The organism is Dawidia soli (assembly GCF_018598185.1).
Classification (GTDB): domain Bacteria; phylum Bacteroidota; class Bacteroidia; order Cytophagales; family Cyclobacteriaceae; genus Ohtaekwangia; species Ohtaekwangia soli.
In genome coordinates this window covers 11679-33873 of the sequence record NZ_JAHESC010000004.1, presented here as the reverse complement: position 1 = coordinate 33873, position 22195 = coordinate 11679, and the positions used below count along the sequence as shown (strand labels likewise).

Sequence of the window (22195 nt, the reverse complement as noted above, 5' to 3'; positions counted from 1 at the left end):
CAAATATAGTTAATATTAAAAATAATGCCGGGCCGGTCGGTCAAATGTTTGAAACGCCGACTCGAGTAATCTTATTTTTCTGTGGACGGTTCATTTCGGTGTTTAAAAATATCGTGGGCCTGGTAAATGGCATGCCGCAGGGAGCTTTCGTCGGCGTGATTTTTACCGGCCAGGGCGTATGCCGTGCCATGATCGGGCGACGTGCGGACAATTGATAATCCTGCGGTAAAGTTGACGCCCTGCTCAAAGGCGAGGGTTTTGAACGGTACCAGGCCCTGGTCGTGGTACATGGCCAGCACTGCGTCGTACTTGCTGTGGCTGCCGGCGGCAAAGAAACCGTCGGCGGGGTAGGGGCCGTACACCAGCTTGCCTTTATTCTTTTGCTCGGTCACTACCGGCTTGATGATCTTCTCTTCTTCCTGCCCCAGCAGGCCGCCGTCGCCGGCGTGCGGGTTGAGGCCGAGCACGGCAATGCGCGGCTTGGTAATGCCAAAGTCCTTGCGCAGCGACTGCTCCATCAGCCGCAGCTTGGCTTCGATCCGCTCTTTGGTGATGGCCGCGGCTACGTCCTTTACCGGGATATGCTCGGTCACCAGCCCTACACGCAGGCTGTCGCTCACCATAAACATGAGGCTTTCCTGCGCGCCAAAGAACTGGGTCAAATATTCGGTATGGCCCTTAAAGGGAAAGGCTTCGCTGTGTACGGAGTGTTTGTCGATGGGCGCGGTGACCAGCGCATCGATCAGCCCTTCCTTCAGCTCCTCGCAGGCTTGCTGTAAGGCCGTGAGCGATGCCTTGCCCGTTTCGGGAGTGGCCTTGCCGGGGTTGACTTCTATCGTGTCCTCCCAGCAGTTCACCACGTTGATACTTTTGGGGGCAAATTGCCCCTTGTTGCGCACCTGCGTATAGTTGAATTCCTCGATGTTCAGCAGCTTCTTGTAAAAGGTAATGACCCGGGCCGAGCCGTAGATCACGGGCGTGACCAGGTTCAGCAGCCGGTTGTCACCTAAAGCTTTGATCACGACCTCCGGGCCGATACCGTTCAGGTCGCCCAGGGTAATTCCGATACGGGGTTTTTGCGCTGTACTCATGCAGTAAAAAAATCAATTCTTTGCGATTTAATGAAAAAAATCCGTTATCCGCTAACCGGCCAAGCCGCGGTAACCCCGTACCTTTACCCCTGCATGCAACGTACACCGACGAATAAGGTCCGGCCGAAGAAGTTCCTGGGCCAGCATTTTTTACACGACCAGGGCATTGCCAAACGCATTGTTGACGCTTTACAGACCACCCCGGGCGAGGCCGTTCTGGAGATCGGGCCGGGCATGGGGGTGCTGACCCAATACCTGCAGGAGAATGCCGCGATCGACTTAAAGGTGATCGAGATCGACCGCGACTCGGTGCAATACCTGGGCGAGCATTACCCGTCGTTACGCGGCCGTATTGTGTCGGGCGATTTTCTGGAGACCGATCTGCGCACCATCTTTCCGGGGTCGTTCTCGATCATCGGTAACTTTCCCTATAACATCTCGTCGCAGATCTTCTTTCGTGTGCTTGCCGAGCGGCAACGCGTGCGGCAGGTAGTGTGCATGTTGCAAAAGGAAGTGGCCGACCGCATTGCCGAGAAGCCCGGCAGTAAGACCTATGGCATCCTCAGCGTGCTGCTGCAAGCGTATTATACCATCACCTACCTGTTCAAAGTTCCACCCGGGGTTTTTACGCCGCCGCCGAAAGTGATGTCGGCCGTGATACGGCTGGAGCGAAACCAGACACAGGCGTTGGCGTGTGATGAAAAGCTGTTTGTGCAGGTGGTCAAGCAGGGGTTCAATAACCGCCGCAAGACCTTGCGCAACGCCCTAAAACCTCTAGCTTTGCCTGCCGAAATTTCGGCCCTGGAGATACTCGACAAACGCGCCGAACAACTCTCCGTGGAAGAGTTTGTACATCTCACTCAATTAATCGGGCAAAGCCGTGGAGCAGCAAGTACTGGAATTTGAGCTGACAAAGGAGTTTCGTGATCGCGTGCAGCTGGCGCTGGATGAACACGACGACCCCTTTATCCGCAAAGTGCTGGACGGTGTGAAGGCCGAAGACATAACGGCCCTGCTGTACGAATTCCAGCCCGAAGATTCCAAATACATCATCGACCTGGTCTCCATCGACCTGCAGGCGGAGATCATCCGCGGACTCGACCCCGACATCCGCAAGCAATATCTCAAGGTATACCAGCCCAAAGAGCTGGCCGTCTTCCTCAACCAACTGCTGTCCGACGACACGGCCGACATTCTGCACGAGCTGCCGGTAAAAGAGCGCGAAGAAGTCATCACGTTCCTCGACGCCGAGCTGCGCATGCAGGTAACCGACCTGCTGCGGTATGAAGAGAACGTCGCCGGGGGCCTCATGGCGAAAGAGCTGATCCGTGCGTATGTCAACTGGACGGTTGTGCAATGCGTGGACGAGATCCGGAAACAGGCCGAAAACGTATCGCGGTTCTATGCCGTCTATGTGGTGGACGATCACGAAAAGCTGCTGGGTAAAGTAGCGTTACAAGATCTGATCATCTCGGACGCGCGCAAGCTTGTCGCCGACATCTACGAGGAAGATATCATCTCGGTCGAAACCTACATGGAAGACTGGGAAGTAGCGGAGGTGATGAAGAAGTATGATCTCGAATCGGTACCGGTGGTCAACGTACAAGGCCACCTCGTCGGGCGCATCACGATCGACGACGTAGTGGACGTTATTACCGAACAGGCGGAAGAGGAACGTCAGATCATGTCGGGTATCAGCGAGTACGTTGAAGAGGACGACAGCATCTGGCGCAATACGCGGGCGCGTTTGCCGTGGTTGCTCATCGGGATCTTTGGCGGGTTGATGAATGCCAAGTTCATGGGACTCTTCGAAGCCGAGCTGTCGCGCGTCACGGCCATTGCATTCTTTACGCCGCTGATCCAGGCCACGGGCGGTAACGTGGGCATCCAGTCCTCGTCGCTGGTGGTGCAAAGCCTTGCCAACCCCGACTTTGTGGACGAAGGATTGTGGAAGCGTCTCATCAAAATGTTCTTTGTGGCCCTGCTCAACGGGGTAGTCCTGTCGTTGTTGGTACTCGGCGCCAACGTGCTGCTCTTTGGTGAATACAGACTTTCCACCGTGGTGTCGATTGCGCTCTTCAGCGTGGTGCTTTTTGCGTCGTTTATCGGTACCGTTACACCCCTGATATTAAATCGCTTTGGATTCAACCCGGCATTGGCGGCGGGCCCTTTTATCACGACTACCAACGACCTGCTGGGATTAACAGTTTATTTCTTTACGGTACACCTCATGCTCTAATGGCCGCTCCTACATGCCTTGTCGTAGATTCTATGCATGAAAGCCTGTTTCCGATGCTGGCGGAAATCGGCTGGGACATAGACTACCAACCCGCGATCACACGCGACGAGATCAACCTGAAACTGAAACAGGGAGGTTACGACGGACTGATCGTACGCAGCAAAACGACGATCGATCGCGATCTTTTAGGGGAAAACCCCAGTATCCGTTTCATCGGCCGCGCGGGTGCGGGCATCGATAACCTCGATGTGGACTACCTTACGGAAAAAGGTATACATATCCTGCATGCATCAGAAGGAAATCGCGATGCCGTAGGCGAATATACTGTCGGTGCTTTGCTGGCGCTGATGCGCAACATTCCGCGGGCCGACCAGCAGGTGCGGAACAAGGTGTGGGACCGCGAAGGCAATCGAGGCGAAGAGATCATGGGCAAGACGGTGGGCATCATCGGCTACGGCAACATGGGCCAGGCGTTTGCGCGCCGGCTGGCCGGCTTCGGATGTAATGTTTTGGCGTACGATAAGTATAAAACAGGATTTTCCGACGCCGTTTGCCAGGAAGTTACGGAGCAAGCGATTGTGGACGAGGCCGACATCCTGAGCTTGCACATACCGCTGACGCGTGAGACAAAGGGCCTGGTGTCGCGCGCCTATATCGACCGTTTTAAAAAGAAGATCATCCTGGTAAATGCAGCCCGCGGCGAAATCGTATCGCTTACAGACCTGGTCACATCCCTGGAAACAGGAAAGGTGCGCGGTGCGGTGCTCGATGTGCTGGAGAACGAAAAGCTCTCCACGCTCACACCCACCCAGCAACAGGCGTTCGATACACTTATAGGAAAAACGAATGTAATATTCACCCCCCACATTGCAGGCTGGACGTATGAGTCGCACGTAAAAATTAACGTAGCTTTGGTACAGAAAATAGCGGCGCTGAAATTGGCGCATTAATTTTTAATCGCTATTTTAAATTCTTACTAGAGCCACTCTCGATGCGTTTTCTGGAGAAAAGAACGAAGAAGTTGAGCGAGTTTTTCAATTCCATTATTGAAAAGCCGTTGCTGACCTCTGCGCTCGTACTCGTATCTGTGACGATCATCGTGATCAGCCTCAGTCTTCAATACTATATCCGCGACTTCGACACCTTTATTCAGCAAGTGCTTGCCGAAGCACACGGTATGATCTTCGACATCGCGGTGATCGGTATCCTGATCTTCTGGTTGAACCAGAACGGCGAGATCCGCCAGCGCATCCGCACCTATAAAGACGAGATCGACGACTTTCGTTTGTGGGAGTCGGAAGAAGCGGCGTTCCGAACGGTGGGTAATATCAAGCGTCTCAACCGCCACAAGATACACGAGATCAACCTGGTGAACTGTTACCTGCCGCGCACCAACCTGAACTATGTAAACCTGGCTTCGTCGAACATGAACTCGGCGAATATATCGCAATCATCGTTGATCGAGTCGAACCTGGAGAACGCGCGGTTGAATCAAACGAACTTTGAGAACTCCAACCTCAACCAGGCCATTCTGCGCGGAGCGTATGCCAGCGGTGCGAATTTTAAAGATGCCTTCCTGATCAAGGCGCACTTTGAAAATGCCTTTCTGATCAAGGCGAATTTTAACAATGCCTTCTTAATGGAGGCGGACCTGAAGAATTGTTATGTGATGGGCGCGGACTTTGAGAACGCCAGTCTTTATAAAGCCGATCTGCGCGGGGCCAAGGGGCTTACGCTCGAGCAATTATCCAAGGCCAAAACCCTGTACCTGGCCAAGTTTGACGACGACATTTTAGAGCAAATCAAAGTAAATCTTCCGCAATTGGTCGGAGCCTGATCCAAACGGATAGTTGGATACCAACAATAAAGTATTACCTTTGCATCAGCAACGGTCCCGGAGACGGGGTCGTTGTTTTCTTTTTTTCTATAGTGACCACGAATTATTTCATGCCATGAGCAAGAAAATTTCCTACTACACGAAAGAGGGCCTCGACAAGTTGAGGAATGAGCTGAGCGAGCTGAAGTCGAAAGGCCGGGCGGATATAGCCCGTCAGATCGCCGAAGCCCGGGACAAAGGAGACTTGAGTGAAAACGCCGAGTACGACGCCGCGAAAGATGCACAAGGCCACCTGGAGGCGAAGATCGCCCAGATGGAAGACCTTGTAGGCAATGCGCGCCTGCTCGATGAAAATAATATCGATACATCCAAGGTGTCGATCCTGTCGAAGGTAACGATCAAGAACCGCAAGAACGGTGCGACCGTGACCTATACATTGGTATCCGAAGAAGAAGCTGACCTGAAAGCCGGTAAGATCTCGACGATGTCACCCATCGGTAAAGGTCTGCTGGGAAAGAAGAAAGGCGAGACTGCCAAGATCAAGACGCCCGCCGGCGAGATCGAGTTTGAAGTGACTGACATTTCCGCATAACAACGGTCGTCGCGCATGGCATCCATCTTTACCCGCATCATCAACCGTGAGATACCCGGCCACATTGTGGCTGAGGACGACGGTTATATCGCGTTCCTCGACATCAACCCGTTGGTCATGGGCCATACGCTGGTGGTGCCGAAGAAGGAAGTGGACTATATCTTCGAGCTCGACGACAAGACCTTTACCGGGCTGCACCTCTTTTCCAAAAAGGTTGCCGCTGCCATCGAGCGTGCGGTGCCGTGCCTGCGCATCGGCATAGCCGTGGTGGGCCTGGAAGTGCCGCATACCCACGTACACCTCATCCCCATGAACACCATGGGCGATGTTAATTTCTCACGCGAAAAACTGAAGCCTACCCAGGAGCAACTGGCCGAGGTGGCGGAGCGCATCCGCACGGCTTATGCCGGCTAGGATCCGCCAACTGACGGATCTATACCAGTCCGTTCAGGTATAAGTTGAACTCCAGTGCGCTGGACGCCGTAAACCCGTCGGCTTTCAGGTCTTCGAAGATCTCTTCGTCAAATTCCAGCTCGCGCATTTCGTTTCCCCCTTCCTGGATCGTGATTTCCGTGCCCGTATATTGGATCGGGTTCACGCGCACGAGGATCGTGAGGCCCTCCATTTCTTTCCGGAAATACTGGTGTACGATATTGCTGCCTTTGGCCATTCTGTTTTTCTTTGAGCTATGATTCGACTGGACTTGCCCGAACGTATCCTTACCAGCCGGCTTGTCCTGCAACGGCTAAGGTACGAAGATGCGGAAGAAATATTCTATACCTACGCCAGCAAACCCGACGTGACCAAATATATGTCGTGGCCCACGCATCAATCGGTGGAAGATACGCGGGCCTTTCTGCGGTACGCGGTGTCGGGCTGGTATGAAGGCATCGACTATTCGTATTCCATTCGCCTGCGCTCGGATCATAGACTGATCGGCAGCTTTGGGGCGATGAACGACGACGGCAAGCTGCAGTTCGGTTATATCTTCAGCGCGCATTACTGGAACCAGGGCTACGCCACGGAAGTTTGCCGCGAGATGATGCCCCGGCTCTCTGCCCAACCCGGTGTGTTCCGCCTCGGCACCTATGTCGATACGGAGAACGGCGCATCGTTGCAGGTGCTGCGCAAGGCGGGTCTGAAAGAGGAGGGGGTACTGCGGCAATGGATGCGGTTTCCCAACCAGGGTAACAAACCCAAGGACTGTGTGGCTTTTGTGTTTATGCCTACGGCGTCAGCAGATCGCGGATAGAATAGGGCTGATAGTATAGCATCGTCGCGAGCAGGAACGTAATGTTCGACGCGACAAACCCGAACATAAACACGGTGTACGACAGGCGCAGGAACTTATACTTGCGCGCCAGCACCTTGCCCAGGAAATAGATATCTTTGATCATGCTGCCATACAGGTAGTCGTAATCTTTCATCATTTCGCGCATACCCCACTCGTAGTCGGGCAGCGACATGCTGTGAAAGTTTCCAAAGAACAGCAGGTTGGTTTTTTTATTGTGGATGTCTTCGCGGGTGAACTCGCCTTTGGCGATGTTGGGCCGGGTGGAGATGATCGCGAGTACAATGGTGATGAGACAGGTAAAGACCAGCATCAGCGTGGGCACGAGCAGGTGGGGGAAGTCTTCGAGCTTGCGCAGCAAGACGCTCACGACGATCGACAGGATGATGGTATTGATCGAGATCATGATGTTGGCCTTGGTGTCGGCCATGCCGCTCAGCGTCACGTGGTTTTCCGACGTGGTGCGGAACATCGTTTCAATACCGCGGTCGGGACGTTCGCGTTTTTCGAGCTTTTTGCGCAGCTTGGCGATTTCGCGTTCCAGGTCCTTGTCCTTATCCTTGTCGTTGTTTTTTCCTTCTTCGGTTTCGGGGTGCAATTCCTTTTTCAAGCGTTTAATATTCTTCTTCTTCAGCGGTTGTAATACCGTCTTGCCGTATTCGGTAAAATACTCGTGATTTTTCAGGAAGCTGAGATTATACTCCAGCCACTGTTTGTCGGAGTTGAAGTGTATGTCTTTTACAATGGCGATCTCCTGGCGCAGGCACTGGCCGCGCTCGGCGATGTCACCTTTGGCCAGGTGCTGCAGGTCTGCATCGCAGAGTACCTGGCCCAGCAGGTCCTGCGGGTTTTGGGGCATGCGCGTAGCCAGGATGGTGCGTTGTACGGCTTCGGTCTTTTCGTCGGAGGCGCCCCAGTCGCGCAGGAATTTGACGGCCGTGCTGGCCGAGTCGCGTTCGTGGTGCTCGCAGCCATACAGGTAGCCGATGTCGTGCATCCAGGCGGCCACCTGCACGGTTTCGAGCTGATCGTCCGTCAGGTTGGAAGCCCGCCCGATCTCGTACGCGGCGGCAGCGACCTCGCGGGTGTGCCGCAGGTTGTGGAACACGAAGTGCGCCGGAAGCTTTTCACCGAGCACTCCCTCCGCATATTCCCGGGCTTTGCGTACCAATTCTGTCTCAACCATGCTCTTTTCAATGCATTAAACCTACAACTAATTCGGTAGATTAAACTTAAAACTAAGAAAATTTGTGTTTAGTTTGATGCCTGAAAAATATCAGATTATCAGCACGATAAGGGCGATGATAATCGAAACCCGGCAGGTATACCACGTACAATTCAACGCACGATTTGTATAGTTTATGATAAAACGTCTCCTTCTTTTTTCCATTCTATCGCTCTCCTTGCTTCCGGGCGCGTTTGCCCAGCAAAAAAAGGCAAGCTTTTACCTTATCGGCGATGCCGGCGAGCCGACCATTTCCGGCAACGGCCTGCAGGAACTGCTACAAACGCACCATGACCCCTCGGTACCCGCCACAGCCATTTTCCTGGGCGACAATGTATATCCCAAAGGCATGCCGGATGTAAACGACGGCGCCCGCGAAAGAGCCGAAAAGATCCTGCGCGACCAGATCGGCCTGCTGGACGGTTTCAACGCGACGATGTACTTCATACCCGGCAACCACGACTGGAAGCGCGGTCGCAGCGCCGGCTGGGAGCAGCTCCTGCACCAGCAAGCCTGGATCGACTCTCTGCATAACCCGGCCGTGCATTTCGTCCCCCAGGACGGCTGCCCCGGGCCCGTGGAAATAGCGATCAACGACCGGGTAACGCTGGTCATCATCGACTCGCAGTGGTTCCTCCACCCCTGGGATAAGCCTTCCGGCGACGACAGTCCCTGCGCCGCCAAACGCCCGGAAGAGGTACTGGTCAGCCTGGAAGACATATTTTTACGAAACCAGCACAAACGTATCCTAGTAGCAGCGCACCACCCGTTGTATACCTATGGCGAGCACGGCGGTGTCTTTACCTGGAAAGACCACCTGTTTCCCCTGTACGATCTGAACCACAGCCTGTATATACCTATGCCGGTGGTGGGATCGTTGTACCCGCTGTACCGCAAGGTGTTCGGCAACATCCAGGACACTGCGCACCCCTATTACAAACGCTACGTCCGCCTGCTGTCGGCGTTGCTGGAAAAGTATCCGAACACGCTGTATGTCAGCGGCCACGACCACAATTTACAGTATAGCCGGAAAGACAGCGTGCATTATATTGTGAGCGGTGCCGGCTCCAAGGCTACTAATGTTAAAAAGAAGGGCTACGCTCAATTTGTCTCTCCCCACCTGGGCTTTGTCAAGGTCGACGTCCTCGACAACGGCGCGGCCGCGGTAGACTATTACCAGACCGGCCAGCAGGCCCCGGTATACCACATCGATGTGCCTGCCCCTCCGGCGGCACTCACAGCGGACGCCGGCAACCTGCCCGACTTCTCTAAAACGGTACGGGTACATGCCAGCGATCAGTACGAGGCCGGCAGGTTCAAGAAAAAGATGCTCGGCGAGAACTACCGTGCCGAATGGAAGCAAGACCTCGACGTGCCCGTGTTCGACATCGGCACCAAGGCCGGTGGCCTGACGATCGTACAAAAGGGTGGCGGCATGCAAACGCTTTCCCTGCGCCTGGAGAATTCGAAAGGCGAACAATATACATTGCGCTCGGTGGAGAAATTCCCGGCGAAGGCCGTGCCCGAAATGCTGCAGAACACATTTGCGCAGGACCTGGTACAAGATCAGATCTCAGCCTCGCACCCGTATGGTGCGCTCATCATTGCACCGCTGGCCAGGGCCGCCGGCGTATACCATACCCATCCCGAGCTGGTCTATATACCCGACGACCCTCGCCTGGGGATATACCGCAAGGAATTCGCCAACACGCTGGCACTGTTTGAAGAACGCCCGGAAGGAGAGGCTAAAGACAAGCCACATTTCGGTAACGCCGATAAGATCATCAGCTACGACAAGCTGTTGGGCCGCCTGGCCAAAGACAACGACAACGTGGTGGACCAGGAATTTGTGATGCACTCGCGTCTGTTCGACCTTGTCATCGGCGACTGGGACCGTCACGACGACCAATGGCGCTGGGCGCAGTTCAAGGAGAAGAAGGCGGAGATCTACCGCCCTATACCCCGCGACCGCGACCAGGCTTTCTTTGCCAGCGACGGTGCGCTGGCGAAGGTCTGGAGCCGCCGCTGGGCGTTGCCGAAATTTGAAGGCTTCCGCGAAGAAGTAAACTGGGTGCCGGGCTTTATGTTCAACGGCCGCTATTTCGACCGGAGCTTTTTGAATGAGACTACTTCGGCCGAGTGGATCGCGGAAGCCCGGAAGCTGCAGCAGCAGCTGACCGACGCGGTGATCGACTCAGCGGTGAAACAATTCCCGCCCTCGATCTATGCACTGCACGGCGTGGAGATCGCGCGCAAGATGAAGGCGCGTCGCGATCGCTTGCCGGAGTATGCGCTGGCGCACTATAAATTCCTGGCGAAGGAAGTAGACGTGGCCGGCTCCGACAAGCGCGAGTACTTTGATGTGGAGCACCGGCCCGACGGCGACGTGCAGGTGAACGTGTATAAGATCAACAAGGATGGCGAGCGTACGGATAAACTCTACGACCGCCTCTTCCTGCGGGGCGAGACCAAGGAAGTAAGGCTCTTTGGTCAGGGCGGCGACGATGTGTTCGACCTGCGCGGCGAGGGCAAGGGCGGTATACTGGTCCGGATCATCGGCGGCGACGGTCAGGACTCTGTGACGAGCACCGCTTCGGTCGGCGGGTTGCTGAAAGCACACAAGGCCTACGACCTGGTGTCGGGCATGACCTTTGGCGCGCGTAAGGACCTGGACGATGCGCGGTCGTATAACCCGGCCGTGAACCTGTATGATCGTAAGGCTTTTCGTTATCCGCGCCTGGCGCCGCTTGTGACGGGTAACTATAACTATGACGACGGGTTGTTTATCGGGGGTGGTTTCCTGTTCACCACGCATGGCTTCCGCAAGCTGCCGTATGCCAGCCAGCACATCTTCCTGGCGAGCTATGCGCCCCTTACGGGCTCCTATAACTTCCGGTATGACGGGCGTTTTCAGCAAGTGTTCGGCAAGTGGGGTATCGCGCTGGACTTTGACGTGAAGGCCCCGAACTTTGTCAACAACTTCTTTGGCTGGGGTAACGAGTCCGTTTACGACGACGACATCGACGACAACCCCATCGTGGCGGATCAGGATCTGAACAACCCGATCGATTTTTATCGCCTCCGCTTGCAGCAAGTCGAGCTCCAGGCCCTGCTCACGCGGCCGTTGGGATCGATCGGCTACTTTCGCATCGGCCCGGCGTATCAGCGTACGGAGATCGAAGCCCCCAAACAGACTCCGCGTTTTATCAGCGAATATGCCAAGACACTGGACGAGCCGCTGTTTGAAGTAGATAAGCAGTTTGTCGGCGGGCGTGTGCAGTGGGGCATCGATAAACGCGACAACCCGGTGGTGACTACGCGGGGTGTATTGCTGACGGAGTCGTCGGTGTTTATGAAAGGCATCGAAGCGAACGCGCACAACTTCACGTCGCACAATGCTACGCTGTCGTTCTATCAGTCCTTCCGCATCCCGGCCCGTGTTACGTTCGCGTTGCGTGTAGGAGGGGGGATCAACACCGGCAACTACGAGATCTACCAGGCGCAGATCCTTGACGGTCGCACGGAGCTGCGCGGTTATCGCAAGACCCGTTTCTACGGCGATCGCGACTTTTACAGTAACAACGAGGTGCGCCTGAAGCTGGCCAGCTTCCGTTCCTACCTGTTCCCCGCGTCGTTCGGGATCAACGGCTTCTACGACATCGGCCGCGTGTGGTATAAAGATTCCACCGGCAAGGATCCCAGCACGACCGACGGCACTTCGTCTGTATGGCATAAGGGCGCCGGCGGCGGGATCTGGTTCACGCCGTTCAACCTGGCGGTGTTGTCTACGGAGATGGCGTTCAGCAAGGATGGGAATATGGTGTATCTGCGGTTGGGGTTCTTATTTTAAACTTTATCCCAAAGCGATAACGTACTTATAGGCATATATATCCATCCTTATAGCAAAGCCAGGGATACCTTATTGAAAAAGTTGCGAAGCATAGATAGTGCCCGCACCTGGCCCGCCGGTCAGGAGACCGGCACCATACGTGGCACCGGTCTCCGCCCGAAGCGGGCTAAAGACCGGCGCCAGAACCAGCCCAGCATCAACAAATGCGCTCTAAGACTGTCGTGCTTTAAAGGGAAGTTTTCTCAAATCGGGAAGTGGAAATCCCCTTCCAAAATAGCGTTTTCAACACTTAAGCACAGCTTCGGTACGGCTTTGATAGGGCTTTGATACGGGTAATGTAGGGCTTTGATACGGGTATGATACGGGTAATCCCCCTGAAAGCCCTCTTTTAGCCCGAAGCCCGGACGCTGATCCATCCGTAAATATGCATTTGCACCCCCGTTTGCGGACACACGACCTTAAAAACATCTTAAAATGGCTAAGGCCCAACAATCGTTTTTTTAATCCGTAAAGAGGCATTTAGTTAAAAGTCAAGAGATTTCAAAACCGGTGGCATGTCGTTTGCCGTATATGCCGGTAGTTCAAAGAATAAAGCACATGGAAACGGTAACAAAAACGGTTTGGTTAGTGGGCAAAAAACTTCAGAACCAGGATATCAAAAGTAACCTGGAAATGGAGGGTTATGTAGTGCGCGGCTTTCATACGGAAGAGTTCTCTCTGACCGATGACCAGCCCGACCTGATCATCTTTTCGGAGGCCGAGATCAAGGGGTTTGAGATCCTGGTGCGGCTCCGGAACTTCTATCCGGGGGCGACGGTCATGTCGGTGCCGGAGGCACAGATCGACCGGATGATCGAGCGGGCACCCGAAAAAGGCGGCCCTGCGAACAAGGTGCCCGAGACCGGTGTGAATGACTTCCAGGACTCGGTGAACCGCCTGATCGATTCCCTCCTCAAAATTGAGGACGAGGACAAAGAATAATTCAAAAATCCTTCTTCCATTTTGGAATCCTGTCGGACTTTATTATCATTGCCGACCAAATAAGCCAAACAAGCTCACAATAATGGGAAGAGGAGATAAAAAAACTGCAAAAGGTAAACGTACAAAGGGTTCCTTTGGTGTTTCCAGAAACAAGGAAGCCATCAAAGCGCGTATCAAAAGAGTCGCTTCTAAAAAATCGGCCGCTGTGGCGTCTGACGCTGCTGCAAAACCTAAAAGAACTGCCGCCAAGAAAAAAGCGGAATAGGATTGCCTATAGAATAACATGAAGAAATTTAACAACATAGCTTGGTGGTGGCATATATCTAAACACGATATGTGAGCAGCCAAACTATGTAGATACCATAACGCCGAAGGCCTGCTGTTCACACAGCAGGCCTTCTTTTTTTTCTGCCGATTATGAAATATAACCTCACTACGTACGCAAAGAAATTACTGGCCGACACGCTCACGCCGGTAAACATTTACCTCAAGCTGCGCGATGTGTTCGCCGGCAGCATCCTGCTCGAAAGCTCCGATTACCACGGGCACGAGAACAGCCTATCGTTCATCTGCTGCGACCCCATCGCTTCCTTCCAGGTACACCAGGGCCGCATCCAGGTGCAATACCCGGACGGCACCGTCAAACAACACGATGCCGGCCGCGACAATGTCATTCAACAGCTGGAGGAATTCCGCAACACCTTCGATGTAGACCCGTCTGTCAGCACCAAGTATCCCAACGCGGGCCTCTTCGGGTATATGGCATACGATGCCGTGCGATTCTATGAAGACATCCACGTAGGCCGCGACGAAGCCCGTACGATTCCGGATATCCTGTATAAATTCTACCGGTATATCATCGTCGTCGATCACTTCTCCAACGAGCTCAGCCTCTTCGAGCACGCGTATCAGCAACCCAGCTCGACGCTTGACCGCATCGAGCAGATCATCTTCAGCAGCCGCTTCTCTACCTATAAGTTCTCGCTGGTCAACGGGGAGGAATCCAACTTCACCGATGAAGAATTCCTGAAAGTAGTGGAGAAGGGAAAGGAGCACTGCTACCGCGGCGATGTATTCCAGATCGTGCTGTCGCGCCGCTTCCAGTGCGGGTTTAAAGGCGATGAGTTTAACGTATACCGCGCGCTGCGTTCCATCAACCCGTCGCCGTACCTGTTTTACTTCGACTACGGCAACTTTAAGCTGATGGGCTCATCGCCCGAGGCGCAGCTGCAGGTAAAGTCGGGCAAAGCCCATATATACCCCATCGCCGGTACCTTCCGCCGTTCGGGCAACGACCAGGAAGATGCGGCCATTGCCGAGCGCCTGGCGGCCGACGAAAAAGAAAATGCCGAGCACGTCATGCTCGTTGACCTGGCCCGCAACGACATGAGCCGCAACGCTTCGCAGGTAACGGTGGAGGTGTTCAAAGAGATCCAATATTACTCGCACGTCATACACCTGGTGTCGAAAGTAACGGGTACGCTGGCGCCCGGCGCGTCGATCATCCGTATGGCGGCGGACACCTTTCCGGCCGGTACCCTGTCGGGAGCGCCCAAGCACATGGCCATGTCGCTGATCAACCAATATGAGCACGGCAACCGCGGCTATTACGGCGGGGCCATTGGTTTTATGGGCTTTGACGGTTCGTTCAACCACGCCATCATGATCCGCACGTTCCTGAGCCAGGACAACAACCTGATCTACCAGGCTGGCGCCGGTGTGGTGTCGAAGTCGCAGGCGGAAAGCGAATTACAAGAGGTAAACAATAAACTGACGGCCCTGCGCAAAGCTGTGCTGATGGCTGAAAAGATATGATGTAACACGCTAAGAAATTACGGAAATGAAATTACTGGTACTCGATAATTACGACTCGTTCACGTACAACCTCGTACACATCATTCGCGAGCTGAAGTATGCGGTCGACATCGTACGCAATGACAAGATCTCGGTAGAGGCGGTCAAACAGTATGACAAGATCCTGTTGTCGCCCGGTCCGGGTATACCCGACGAAGCCGGCATTATGAAAGATGTCATCCGCGAATACGGCCGTTCGAAAAGTATCCTGGGCGTATGCCTCGGCCACCAGGGCATCGGCGAAGTCTATGGCGCCCACCTGTACAACATACCCCGCGTACTGCACGGCGTCACCTCGCAGGTGGAAGTGAAGGAAACGGACGAGTATATGTTCCGCGGTGTGTCGCCGGTCTTCCAGGCCACGCACTATCACTCGTGGGCGGTCATGCCCGAAAGCTTTACGCCCGACCTGAAGATCACCGCCGTGAACAACGAAGGCCTGGTCATGGCGTTGCGCCACGCGCGCTACGACGTGCGCGGGGTACAATTCCACCCCGAGTCGATCATGACCCCGGAGGGACCGAAGATGATCGAAAACTGGTTAAAACATTAATCCCGACAGCGATGAAACATATCCTTACCGAACTGATCGACCACCGGTCGCTTACCCGGGAAACCGCCCACCAGGTGCTGATAGACCTGACGTCGGGCCAGTATAACCTCAGCCAGATCGCTGCCTTTATGACGGTATATATGATGCGCAACATTACCGTAGACGAGCTGCAGGGTTTTCGCGACGCCATGCTGGAGCTTTGCCTGCCGGTGAAATTCGACGCACCGGTGATCGACGTCTGCGGCACCGGCGGCGATAGCAAGAACACCTTTAATATCTCGACCCTGTCGTCGTTTGTGGTCGCGGCGGCGGGGCAGCCCGTGGCCAAGCACGGCAACTACGGCGTGTCGTCGGTCAGCGGTTCATCGAACCTGCTGGAGTACTTCGGTTACAAGTTCACCAACGACATCGATACACTCAAACAAAGCCTGGACCGCGCCAATATCTGCTTCATGCACGCGCCGCTGTTCCACCCGGCCATGAAGAACGTGGCGCCCATACGCAAGGAGCTTGGCGTGAAGACCTTCTTCAATATGCTCGGCCCGATGGTCAACCCGGCGTTCCCGACGCGTCAGCTGGTGGGTGTGTTTAGTCTCGAGCTGGCACGCCAGTATGGGTACCTGTATCAGAACACCGACAAGCAGTTTGTGATCCTGCATTCGCTGGATGGGTATGATGAGATCTCGCTTACCGGCGACTTCAAATACTTCTCCAACCGTGGCGAGCGTGTAGGGTCGCCGGCGGACTTAGGTTTGCCACGCTTAACGGTTGCCGACCTGAAAGGGGGCGACACGGTAGAAGAAGCCGCGCAGGTATTTATGCGTGTGCTGGAAGGCAAGGGCACCGCTGCGCAGCATGCGGTGGTGACGGCCAACGCCGGCATGGCACTCTATGCCGCGAACCAGGCAGCAGGTCTGCCCGCAGCACTGGACCGTGCAGCCGAAGCGTTGAAGTCGGGCAAAGCCCTGGCGTCTTTTAAAAAATTAGTAACCCCGTAACGACCGCGAATACTATGAGTACCCCGAATATTCTCGATAAGATCATCGCCGAAAAGCGACTCGAAGTAGCCGAGCGTAAGGAGCTGTATCCCGTGCGGCTGTTGGAAAAGAGCCTGTACTTTGGTTCTACGCCGGTGTCGATGCGCAAGTATATACAGCGTCCCGACCTGTCGGGCATCATTGCCGAGTTTAAACGCAAGTCGCCGTCCAAGGGCGTTATCAATGCCCATGCACCGGTAGAGCGTACTACGATCGGTTATATGCAGGCGGGAGCCTCGGCGTTGTCGGTGTTGACCGATAAACCCTTCTTCGGTGGGGCGAACGAAGACCTGACGCTGGCCCGTCGGTTTAACTTCTGTCCCATCATCCGCAAAGACTTTACGATAGACGAGTATCAGATCCTCGAAGCCAAGTCGATCGGAGCCGATGCTATTCTGCTCATCGCCGCCGTGCTGACGCCGTTGCAGTCGAAAGCATTCGCAGACCTGGCCCACTCGCTGGGCCTGGAGGTGTTGCTGGAAGTGCACGACGAGGCCGAGCTGCAGCAAAACCTGGAGGTAGGCGCAGACATGATCGGTGTCAACAACCGTAACCTCAAAACGTTCGAGGTAAGTATTGAAGTCTCCCGGCGCCTGGCGCCGATGATCCCCTCGTCGGTGGTGAAGGTGTCGGAGAGTGGCATCTCCTCGCCGGAGACGATCAGCATTCTGCGGGAAGTGGGGTATGAAGGCTTTCTGATGGGCGAGAACTTTATGAAACACAGCCGGCCCGAAAAGGCGGCGCTGGAATTTATAGAACAATTAACGGCCCGCGCCTGAACACCATGAGCCCGACCACACAACTCAAGGTATGTGGCATGCGCGATGCCGATAACATCCTGCAGGTGGCGGCCCTTTGCCCAGCCTACATGGGGTTTATCTTTTACGAGAAGTCGCCGCGCTTTGTCGGAGAGGGGTTTGTATTACCCGCGGGTTTTCCGGCGGAGATTAAGAAGGTAGGCGTGTTTGTGAATGCCACTGCCGAGACGATGCTGGCAACTGCCGCGCGGGTGGGGTTGAATGCGCTGCAACTGCATGGGCACGAGTCGGTGGAGGTATGCCGGCAAGTGCGGGCCGCGGGCCTGGAAGTGATCAAAGTGTTTTCCGTCGGCGACGACTTTGATTTCACCAGCACCGGTCCTTACCGGGAGGCAGCCGACTATTTCCTCTTCGACACGAAGGGGAAACTATACGGTGGCAACGCGCAGACGTTTGACTGGTCGGTGCTGCGCCGCTATGATCAACAGGTGCCGTTCTTTCTCAGCGGTGGTCTGACGCCGGCGAATGTGGGCGCGGCCCTGGCGCTGGAAGGCCTGAACCTGTATGCACTGGATGTAAACAGCGGGGTGGAAACAGCGCCCGGCCAAAAGGATATTGGATTGATACAAGAACTGAAAAAAAACAGCAGATTATGAAATATGCAGTAGACAACCGCGGTTACTACGGCCGCTTCGGCGGAGCCTATATTCCGGAAATGCTTTATCCCAACGTAGAGGAACTGCGCACCCGGTACCTGGACATTCTGCAGCAGGAGGACTTCCGCCGCGAGTTCGACGACCTGCTGCGCAATTACGTGGGCCGTCCCACGCCGCTCTACCACGCCAAGCGCTTGTCGGAAGCGTGCAACGCGCATGTGTACCTCAAACGCGAAGACCTGTGCCACACCGGTGCGCACAAGGTAAACAATACTATCGGGCAGATCCTGGTCGCGAAACACCTGGGCAAACAAAAGATCATAGCCGAGACCGGCGCCGGTCAGCACGGTGTGGCTACCGCTACGGTATGTGCCCTGATGGGCATGGAGTGTATTGTATACATGGGCGAGGTGGACATGGCACGCCAGCGTCCGAACGTAGAGCGCATGCGTATTCTCGGTGCCACCGTGGTGCCTGCTACCAGCGGTAGCAAGACGTTGAAAGATGCCACCAACGAGGCCATGCGTCACTGGATCAATAACCCCACGGACACACACTATATCATCGGCTCGGTGGTAGGCCCGCACCCGTATCCGGACATGGTGGCCCGGTTCCAGTCCGTCATCAGCGAAGAGATGCGCAAGCAGCTGGAGGAAGCTGTGGGCAATCCATTTCCGGACTATGTGTTCGCCTGTGTCGGCGGTGGCTCTAACGCCGCCGGGGCGTTCTATCATTACCTGAACGACGAGCATGTAAACCTGGTGGCGGTAGAGGCCGCGGGCCATGGTATTCATTCCGGTGAGTCCGCGGCCACGACCGCGCTGGGCAAACCCGGTGTATTGCATGGCAGCAAGACCTTGCTGATGCAGACCGAAGACGGCCAGGTTATCGAGCCGTATTCCATCTCTGCCGGTCTGGACTATCCCGGCATCGGCCCTATGCATGCGCATTTGTTTGACGTGGGCCGCGTGAAGTTTGTCAGCGCGACCGATGACGAAGCGATGAAGGCCGGCATCGAGCTGGGCCGCCTGGAGGGTATCATTCCGGCCATCGAGTCGGCGCACGCGCTGGCGGCCCTGAAGCAGTTTGAGTTTGCTTCCGACGATGTTGTGGTGGTGAACCTATCGGGACGGGGTGATAAAGATCTGGAGACCTATATCCGATGGGGTAAGTACTAGTGCCCGCTGTACACTCCATGTTTCACTTCCATCCAACGCAACCACAACCACTACCATGAAAAACCGCATCACCTCCCTGTTCGCCACCACGAAAAAAGATATACTCAACGTATTTTATACCGCCGGCTTTCCGGCGCTGCACGACACGGTACCCATTGCCGAAGCGTTGGCTGCCGCCGGCACCGACATTATCGAGATCGGTATACCGTTCTCCGACCCGGTAGCCGATGGGCCGACGATCCAGCAAAGCAACAAAGTAGCGCTCGACAACGGCATGAACGTAAAGCTGCTGCTGGAGCAGGTGGCGACCATCCGCCGGAAGGGAGTCAATATTCCCATTATCCTGATGGGCTATCTCAACCCGGTTATGCAATACGGTGTCGAGAAGTTTATCGTCGATGCCGCCCAGGCGGGTGTCGACGGACTCATTCTGCCCGACATGCCTGTATATGAATATGAGGAGGAGTACAAAGCGCTGTTCGAGCAGAACAATCTTTGCAACACGTTCCTTATTTCGCCTACAACGTCCGACGAGCGCATTCGCCGCATCGATGCTGTTACCGAAGGCTTTATCTATGCCGTGGCGGCGTCCAGCACCACCGGGGCTAAGAGCGACTTTACCAGCGATCAACTGGCCTATTTCGATAAGCTCAATAAGATGAAGCTGAGCAATCCGTTCCTGATCGGCTTTGGTATTTCCAACCGCGATACCTTCAGCCGCGCGGCGGCGCACGGCGCGGGGGCCATCATCGGCAGCGCCTTTATCAATTTGCTCAAGTCGTCAACCAACCTGCAAGCCGATATTCGCCAGTTTATCGAAGGCATCAAACAACCCTCACGCGTATGATCATCCAACTGACATCCACCGTCACCACGCCCGAAAAGGAAACCATTCTGCAGCAGGTAAAGGACCTGGGCTATAAACACACTGAAGTTACCACCCAACGGGGTCACTATATCATTGGCATCGGAAAAGCCGAATTTGACATCCGTCGGTTGGGCCACCTGAAAGGCATTGCCGACATCCACCGCGTGTCCGACGACTATAAGCTCGTGTCACGCAAGTGGAAAGTCGGGAAGACGGTCGTCGACCTGGGCGATGGCGTAGTGATCGGCGACGGTTCACTTGCCGTGATGGCCGGACCATGCTCGATCGAAAACGAAGCGCAAGTGCAAGGTGTCATTGAGCACCTGGTCGGCAACGGTGTGCGCATTATGCGCGGTGGTGTATTTAAACCGCGCAGCTCGCCGTATGCTTTCCGGGGGCTGGGTATAGACGGGCTTAAGATGTGGTATGCGCAGGCGCGCAAGGCCGGCATCAAGATCATCAGCGAAGTAATGCAGGTAAGCCAGATTGCCGAGATGCACGACTATGTAGACGTATTTCAGGTCGGTGCGCGCAACACCCAAAACTTCAATTTGTTGGACGAGTTGGGTAAGGTAGACAAAGCCGTCATGATCAAGCGCGGTATATCGGGCACTATTGAGGAGCTGCTCTATTCGGCTGAGTATGTATTTGCTGCCGGTAACGAGAAGCTGATCCTGTGCGAGCGGGGTATTCGTACGTATGAGAAGGCGAGCCGAAATACCATGGATATCAATGCTATTCCGATCCTGAAAGAAAAGACACATTTGCCCGTGGTGGCAGACCCATCGCACGGCATCGGTATACGCGAGTTTGTGGCACCGGTGGCGTTGGCCACGGTTATGGCCGGTGCGGATGGTGTGATCTACGAAACGCATCAGGAGCCCGAGAAGGCAGCTTCTGACGGCCAGCAGACACTCGACTTTGAAGAGTCGGCACGGTTGATCGGACAGCTGCGCAGGGCGCATGCGTTGTTGCGGGAGTTTTAGTGGCAAGTATAGCCGAAGGGCTTGACATTCAGCATGGGTGGGGGTGATATGCCGGTCTGGAGACCGGCGTAATCCGCCAGGGGGCAGACGCGGTGGTAGGCACAAGTCGCCCTCCCTTCGGTCGGAAGACTCGCGCCAGATGCGGTGTTTGTGTTGTTTACCCAGGCCTTCGCTGGCGCTTCAGCCTGGGCTGATTTGTTGCGCCCTTTCAGGGCTTGGGGGGTGTTTGTGTTGTTGATTTGAGTTTATACTTTTTGGGCGGGAGCCCGACTTTCTTTTTGAAGATCCGGGAGAAATAAAACTCCGATTCGAAGCCGAGGTGGAAGGCGATTTCGGCGGCGGTGAGATCCGTTTCCAGTAAAAGCGTGCAGGCTTTCTCTACGCGCAGGTTGATGTGGTATTGGCCTGGCGATACGCCCATGATTTCTTTGAAGACCCGTCTAAACCACGGATAGCTGACGCCGAGCTCTTTGGCGAGCTGTTCGAGGTTGATATTCTTATCTACGTTTTCATGTATCCGGAAGCGTGCCTGGTGTATGATCTTGTTTTGGTTTTGGCGTTGCGCGTCGCTGTTGATGGCCGATGCATATACAATGGCGAGCAGCTGGCTGATGAGGCACGATGAGAACTGCCGGTAGGCCACGCCTTCGTATTTTACGGTTTCGATGAGCTTGATGAATACGCTCATCAGCTCAGCGCTCATGCCGATTTGAATGAAGGGGGCTGCGGGCTTGAAGCACGGTTGTGCCATGAGATAGTCCACGTAGCTGCCCCGGTAGCCCACCCAGAATTCTTCCCACCCGGTTTCTTCCGATGGTTTAAAGCGATGCCATACGCCCGGAAATAAGAGAAAGGCTGTGCCGGCTTCCACCACGGTTGTGCCTGACAAGGCCGATTCAAAAACGCCATTCCCGTTGGAGATATATACCAGCTGAAACTCTTTCAATGTTCTACCTTCCTCCCAATTGAAGTAGTACGCATTCGGATGCGATTTGTCGGGATAGTGTGTATTAGCCTTGTGAATGTTGTGTCCCACGGTCAGCACGGAAATGCCCCAATCGCTTTGGTCTTCCGTTCCGTTTTCCGGGTCGTTCAGGTATTTGCGGTAAATCTCCGGCATGGCTGTTAAGCAAAAAGGATAAATGGATAATCAAAATATTCATGTTTTGTAAGGCGGCTTTACGCTCACTTTACACAGG

22 protein-coding genes are annotated in these 22195 nt (G+C 54.9%); 18 read left to right on the top strand and 4 right to left on the bottom strand.

Going from position 1 to position 22195, the window contains the following annotated elements:
- Positions 1-71 precede the first annotated feature (71 nt).
- The gene (pdxA, locus tag KK078_RS03730; protein ID WP_254088903.1) at positions 72-1091 is read right to left on the bottom strand and encodes a 4-hydroxythreonine-4-phosphate dehydrogenase PdxA; all 1020 of its coding nucleotides are present in this window, start codon (positions 1089-1091) and stop codon (positions 72-74) included.
- Positions 1092-1184: 93 nt separating this feature from the next.
- On the opposite strand from pdxA, the gene rsmA reads away from it, so the two are divergent.
- From rsmA to KK078_RS03700, 6 genes are all read left to right on the top strand, one after another.
- Positions 1185-1997 carry a 16S rRNA (adenine(1518)-N(6)/adenine(1519)-N(6))-dimethyltransferase RsmA gene (gene rsmA / locus KK078_RS03725; RefSeq protein WP_254088902.1) on the top strand — a complete coding sequence of 271 codons (813 nt, stop codon included), beginning with the start codon at positions 1185-1187 and terminating at the stop codon, positions 1995-1997.
- Complete coding sequence (gene mgtE, locus KK078_RS03720; RefSeq protein ID WP_254088901.1) at positions 1972-3330, top strand: magnesium transporter; 1359 nt, start codon at positions 1972-1974, stop codon at positions 3328-3330. Before rsmA ends, mgtE begins: the two co-directional genes overlap by 26 nt.
- On the top strand, positions 3330-4280 hold the full coding sequence (locus tag KK078_RS03715; protein WP_262898588.1) for an NAD(P)-dependent oxidoreductase: 951 nt from the start codon (positions 3330-3332) through the stop codon (positions 4278-4280). Before mgtE ends, KK078_RS03715 begins: the two co-directional genes overlap by 1 nt.
- Positions 4281-4321: 41 nt before the next feature.
- Positions 4322-5167 (top strand): pentapeptide repeat-containing protein, encoded by an 846-nt coding sequence (locus KK078_RS03710; protein WP_254088899.1) that lies wholly within the window; start codon positions 4322-4324, stop codon positions 5165-5167.
- A gap of 115 nt (positions 5168-5282) precedes the next feature.
- Positions 5283-5759, top strand: a complete 477-nt coding sequence (gene greA, locus KK078_RS03705) for a transcription elongation factor GreA (protein ID WP_254088898.1) — start codon at positions 5283-5285, stop codon at positions 5757-5759.
- A 15-nt stretch (positions 5760-5774) separates the two neighbouring features.
- A complete protein-coding gene (locus KK078_RS03700; RefSeq protein ID WP_254088897.1) occupies positions 5775-6173 on the top strand; it encodes an HIT family protein in 399 nt (132 codons plus the stop codon).
- Between the two features lie 19 nt (positions 6174-6192).
- Here KK078_RS03700 and KK078_RS03695 read toward each other — a convergent pair whose 3' ends face one another.
- A complete protein-coding gene (locus KK078_RS03695) occupies positions 6193-6429 on the bottom strand; it encodes a hypothetical protein (RefSeq protein WP_254088896.1) in 237 nt (78 codons plus the stop codon).
- An 18-nt stretch (positions 6430-6447) separates the two neighbouring features.
- Here KK078_RS03695 and KK078_RS03690 point away from each other — a divergent pair, with 18 nt between their 5' ends.
- Positions 6448-7011: a GNAT family N-acetyltransferase gene (locus tag KK078_RS03690; RefSeq protein ID WP_254088895.1), complete on the top strand. Its 564-nt coding sequence runs from the start codon at positions 6448-6450 to the stop codon at positions 7009-7011.
- Here KK078_RS03690 and KK078_RS03685 read toward each other — a convergent pair.
- Positions 6986-8236 (bottom strand): Pycsar system effector family protein, encoded by a 1251-nt coding sequence (locus KK078_RS03685; protein WP_254088894.1) that lies wholly within the window; start codon positions 8234-8236, stop codon positions 6986-6988. The two genes, KK078_RS03690 and KK078_RS03685, sit on opposite strands and share 26 nt — an antisense overlap.
- Before the next feature lie 175 nt (positions 8237-8411).
- On the opposite strand from KK078_RS03685, the gene KK078_RS03680 reads away from it, so the two are divergent.
- The 11 genes from KK078_RS03680 to KK078_RS03630 all read left to right on the top strand — a co-directional run bounded on the left by KK078_RS03680 (position 8412) and on the right by KK078_RS03630 (position 20996).
- Positions 8412-12125 (top strand): BamA/TamA family outer membrane protein, encoded by a 3714-nt coding sequence (locus tag KK078_RS03680; RefSeq protein ID WP_254088893.1) that lies wholly within the window; start codon positions 8412-8414, stop codon positions 12123-12125.
- A gap of 597 nt (positions 12126-12722) precedes the next feature.
- Positions 12723-13106, top strand: coding sequence for a hypothetical protein (locus tag KK078_RS03675; protein ID WP_254088892.1), 384 nt, complete (start codon positions 12723-12725; stop codon positions 13104-13106).
- A gap of 82 nt (positions 13107-13188) precedes the next feature.
- Complete coding sequence (locus KK078_RS03670; protein WP_254088891.1) at positions 13189-13371, top strand: 30S ribosomal protein THX; 183 nt, start codon at positions 13189-13191, stop codon at positions 13369-13371.
- Between the two features lie 152 nt (positions 13372-13523).
- Positions 13524-14921, top strand: a complete 1398-nt coding sequence (locus tag KK078_RS03665; protein ID WP_254088890.1) for an anthranilate synthase component I family protein — start codon at positions 13524-13526, stop codon at positions 14919-14921.
- 25 nt (positions 14922-14946) lie between these two features.
- On the top strand, positions 14947-15513 hold the full coding sequence (locus tag KK078_RS03660; protein ID WP_254088889.1) for an anthranilate synthase component II: 567 nt from the start codon (positions 14947-14949) through the stop codon (positions 15511-15513).
- A gap of 11 nt (positions 15514-15524) precedes the next feature.
- A complete protein-coding gene (trpD, locus tag KK078_RS03655) occupies positions 15525-16511 on the top strand; it encodes an anthranilate phosphoribosyltransferase (protein ID WP_254088888.1) in 987 nt (328 codons plus the stop codon).
- A 14-nt stretch (positions 16512-16525) separates the two neighbouring features.
- Entirely contained in the window at positions 16526-17329 is an 804-nt protein-coding gene (trpC, locus tag KK078_RS03650) for an indole-3-glycerol phosphate synthase TrpC (RefSeq protein ID WP_254088887.1), read from the top strand.
- Positions 17330-17334: 5 nt separating this feature from the next.
- Positions 17335-17964: a phosphoribosylanthranilate isomerase gene (locus KK078_RS03645; RefSeq protein WP_254088886.1), complete on the top strand. Its 630-nt coding sequence runs from the start codon at positions 17335-17337 to the stop codon at positions 17962-17964.
- A complete protein-coding gene (gene trpB, locus KK078_RS03640; RefSeq protein ID WP_254088885.1) occupies positions 17961-19142 on the top strand; it encodes a tryptophan synthase subunit beta in 1182 nt (393 codons plus the stop codon). Before KK078_RS03645 ends, trpB begins: the two co-directional genes overlap by 4 nt.
- A 55-nt stretch (positions 19143-19197) precedes the next feature.
- Positions 19198-19989: a tryptophan synthase subunit alpha gene (trpA, locus tag KK078_RS03635; RefSeq protein ID WP_254088884.1), complete on the top strand. Its 792-nt coding sequence runs from the start codon at positions 19198-19200 to the stop codon at positions 19987-19989.
- Positions 19986-20996: a bifunctional 3-deoxy-7-phosphoheptulonate synthase/chorismate mutase gene (locus KK078_RS03630; RefSeq protein WP_254088883.1), complete on the top strand. Its 1011-nt coding sequence runs from the start codon at positions 19986-19988 to the stop codon at positions 20994-20996. Before trpA ends, KK078_RS03630 begins: the two co-directional genes overlap by 4 nt.
- Positions 20997-21204: 208 nt before the next feature.
- Here the strand turns inward: KK078_RS03630 and KK078_RS03625 are convergent, their stop codons facing one another.
- The gene (locus tag KK078_RS03625; protein ID WP_254088882.1) at positions 21205-22116 is read right to left on the bottom strand and encodes an AraC family transcriptional regulator; all 912 of its coding nucleotides are present in this window, start codon (positions 22114-22116) and stop codon (positions 21205-21207) included.
- Positions 22117-22195: the final 79 nt, after the last annotated feature.